Source organism: Kitasatospora sp. NPDC093558 (genome assembly GCF_040683475.1).
Taxonomy (GTDB): Bacteria; Actinomycetota; Actinomycetes; order Streptomycetales; family Streptomycetaceae; genus Kitasatospora.
This window is the reverse complement of record NZ_JBFBDY010000688.1, coordinates 1-3137: the sequence shown is the minus strand read 5'-3', so window position 1 is coordinate 3137 and position 3137 is coordinate 1. Positions and strand designations below refer to the sequence as shown.

Below are 3137 nucleotides of genomic sequence, written 5' to 3'. Positions count from 1 at the left end.
GCCGTCGGAGTGACCGGAGTCACCGGGGCGCCCACCGGAGCGGAGCGCGGCGGGAGCACGTGCGATGGCACCGAACGCGGCACCCGGCTCTGCGAGTTGATGGCACCGGACGGAACAGGCGGAACGGACGGGACGGAGGGAACGGGCTGGACCGAGCGGACCGCGCGCAGGTGCGGGGTCGCGGTGGGCAGGGGCAGGGTGGCCATGGAAGAAGAAGACATGGTGTGCCAGCTCATTTCGCGCGTGACGGACGGGGTGGAGTCGTCTGCGCGTCGACCGGGCGTACTGCCTGGGCTGACCGGGGATCCGGGAACCGGAATCCGGGTTCAGCGGGCGGAGGACCGGGACGCGCTGGGCGAGCCCGGACACGTCTGGTCGAACAGGTTCGGCTGCCTGGACGGCCAGAACGGCTCCAGGTCGGCGCGGCCGGACCGGCCGGACCGACTCGGTGCGGCCGCGCAACCGGCCGTGCGCAAGCGCTCGTTCGGCTGTCCGCTCGTCCGTCCGCTCGACCGCCCGGACGGTGCGCCGCAGCGCGCGTCGGGGGACGTCCCGGCGGCGCGTGGGCGCCCGGCGGCTCCGGGGGCGGGGGTGGGGAAGGCGAGGTTCACAGGTGGTCTCTCCGCGGGGCGGGGCCGGATCGCCGGTCGCGGGCACGCCGGGTTCCGGTGTGCCGCTCCGGCCTGGTCGACGGGTTGACGGTGCGCCGGACGGAGCGGCCGGGCGGGCCGCAAGCGGGGTCGGGCGTACCGGGGAGGGGCCGGCCGGTCAGCGACAACACGCGCTGCAGATCAGCGCGTGGTCGATGTAGCGGCGGGCGGTGAGCACCGGCCGGGCCGGGGTGCGGACGGAGGCGGGCGCGGCCGCGGCGGTGTGCCGACCGACGGTCATCCTGCTGCCCTCCCCTGGCTCCGTGCTCGGCGACGCGGACTGCGCGCCGAAGGTGCGTGATCGAAGGACCCATTGCCGGACATGCGTCAGCGCCGACTCACGTCCGGGCTTCCCGACGGCATGGCCGGGCGGCCTTCGTCCACAGAGCCTTCCACGCCGGACCGGTCTAGGCAACCTTCACCGCGCCGAACGTCCGGGATACGGACGGAAATATGAGACGGCGAATAGTGACAGCGATGGAGAGACAGCGGTCGGACGGATGACCGGCCGGCCCCGGACCGGCGTGGCGCGGACGAGGGGTCAGGCCCGGGCCGCGGCGCGGCGCGGCCGGGCGGCGGCGTGTTCGACGAGGGCGACGAGCAGTTCCTTGCCGTCCTCGCGCAGCCGCGCGTCGCACAGCAGAACCGGGATGTCCGGGTCGAGGTCGAGCGCGTCCCGCACCTCCTCGGGCGAGAACCGCTCCGTCCCGTCGAAGCAGTTCACCGCGACGACGAACGGGATGCCGCGCTGCTCGAAGAAGTCCACCGAGGGGAAGCAGTCGGCGAGGCGCCGGGTGTCCGCGAGCACCACCGCCCCGAGCGCTCCGCGCGCCAACTCGTCCCACACGAACCAGAACCGGTCCTGGCCCGGCGTGCCGAACAGGTAGAGCGCGAGGCCGGGCCGCAGGTCGATCCGGCCGAAGTCCATCGCGACCGTGGTGGTGCGCTTGGCCTCCACCCCCGACGTGTCGTCCACCGGGCGGCCGAGCTCGCTCAGCTCCTCCTCGGTGCGCAGCGGCCGGATCTCGCTGACCGCGCCGACCAGCGTCGTCTTGCCCGCGCCGAAGCCGCCCGCGACGAGGATCTTGATCGCGGCGGCCGGACCGCCGCGCCAGCGCGGGTCGTTGGCCGCGGGCCGGCGCGGGTGACCGGCGCCACCGTTCCCCGCCTCGTGCCCGGCATCGTGCCCGGTCTCGTTCCCGGCGTGGTGCTCAGAGCGCACGGAGTCCATTGATCACGTCTCGCAACAGGCGCTCGTCCGGCAACTCGGCGAGCGGAACGGGTTTGGTGACGCTGATCAGTTCGGCGTCGTAGAGGTCGCCGAGCAGCACCCGGACGACGCTGACCGGCAGGTCGGTGTAGGAGCCGAGTTCGGCGACGGACAGCGGCTCGCGGCGGCACCAGGCGAGGATGGTCTGGTGCTCCGGGTCGAGCACGTGCGCGGGCACGGCCCCCGCGTCCGGCCCGGGCTCGGCGGCGGTGATCAGCGAGATGAGGTCGAACAGGCCGTCCTCGACCGGCCGGGTGCGGCCGCGGGTCATCGAGTACAGCCGCACCACCGGGCCGGCGTCGTCGTCGAACCAGCGGTCGTCGACCGGGGTGCGCGGCCGGAACAGGTCGAGCTCGGGTTCGTCCGCGGCCGTGTCGTCCTCGCCCTCGGCGCCCATACCCGTGGTGCCCGCGCCCGCGCCGTCCGCAACCGCGACGTCGTCGACCGCGCCGGTCTCGTCCGTCGCGGCCACGGACTCGTCCCGCTCCGCCACCGCCTCCGCCTTCGGATCCGCCATCGGACCGCTCAACTCCCCGGCGGCGGCACGGTTTCGGTGCGCGGCTCGGCGGCCATGTGCTCGCCGACCCGCTTGACCAGCAGGGCCATCTCGTAGGCGATCTGGCCGATGTCCGCCTCGGCCTCGCTCAGCACGGCCAGGCAGCTGCCGTCGCCGGCCGCCGTGATGAACAGGAACGCCTCGTCGAGCTCGACCATGGTCTGGCGGACCCCGCCGACCTTGAAGTGCCCGCCGGCGCCCTTGGCGAGGCTGTGGAAGCCGGCCGCGACGGCGGCGAGGTGCTCGGCGTCCTCGCGCTCCAGGTCGCGGGAGGCGCCGGTGGCCAGGCCGTCGCTGGAGAGGATCACCGCGTGCCGCAGGGCCGCGACGCGTCCCACCAGGTCGTCCAGGAGCCAGTTGAGGTCCCCGGGCGACTGCGTCGAGATGGTCATGAATCAGTTCCTTCCGCTGGAGCGGGTGTTACGGGTGGTGCTGGGCGTGCAGGTGGTACCGGTCGTACGGGTAGTACCGGTCGTAGTGGTCGTGCGTGTGGTGTCTGCGGGTCCGGCCCGGGTGCGTCCGAAGCGGTGGGGCCGAGCGGGGGCACCAGGCGGACCGGCGGGCCGGCCGGGACGCGCCGGACGAGCGGCGCCCGGCTGCCGTCGGGCGGCGCCGGCAGGGCCGCCGGGGCCGGCGCCGGGTGCAGGAAGGCGAAGCGGGC

At 74.4% G+C, this 3137-nt stretch carries 4 protein-coding genes and 1 pseudogene; all 5 read right to left on the bottom strand.

Annotation, left to right across the window (positions count from 1 at the left end):
- Positions 1 to 206, bottom strand: a pseudogene (locus AB0O00_RS33760) (hypothetical protein); the annotation flags it as partial.
- A 562-nt stretch (positions 207 to 768) separates the two neighbouring features.
- The gene (locus AB0O00_RS33755; protein WP_363658358.1) at positions 769 to 891 is read right to left on the bottom strand and encodes a hypothetical protein; all 123 of its coding nucleotides are present in this window, start codon (positions 889 to 891) and stop codon (positions 769 to 771) included.
- Positions 892 to 1191: 300 nt separating this feature from the next.
- The gene (locus tag AB0O00_RS33750; protein WP_363658359.1) at positions 1192 to 1740 is read right to left on the bottom strand and encodes an ATP/GTP-binding protein; all 549 of its coding nucleotides are present in this window, start codon (positions 1738 to 1740) and stop codon (positions 1192 to 1194) included.
- Between the two features lie 121 nt (positions 1741 to 1861).
- Complete coding sequence (locus AB0O00_RS33745; RefSeq protein WP_363658356.1) at positions 1862 to 2437, bottom strand: DUF742 domain-containing protein; 576 nt, start codon at positions 2435 to 2437, stop codon at positions 1862 to 1864.
- Positions 2438 to 2445: 8 nt separating this feature from the next.
- Complete coding sequence (locus AB0O00_RS33740; RefSeq protein WP_363658354.1) at positions 2446 to 2868, bottom strand: roadblock/LC7 domain-containing protein; 423 nt, start codon at positions 2866 to 2868, stop codon at positions 2446 to 2448.
- Positions 2869 to 3137: the final 269 nt, after the last annotated feature.

Excerpts from the sequence above, each read along its gene's own strand:
- AB0O00_RS33755 (WP_363658358.1), bottom strand. The coding sequence starts at position 891 with ATGACCGTCGGTCGGCACACCGCCGCGGCCGCGCCCGCCTCCGTCCGC.
- AB0O00_RS33745 (WP_363658356.1), bottom strand. The coding sequence starts at position 2,437 with ATGGCGGATCCGAAGGCGGAGGCGGTGGCGGAGCGGGACGAGTCCGTG.
- AB0O00_RS33740 (WP_363658354.1), bottom strand. The coding sequence starts at position 2,868 with ATGACCATCTCGACGCAGTCGCCCGGGGACCTCAACTGGCTCCTGGAC.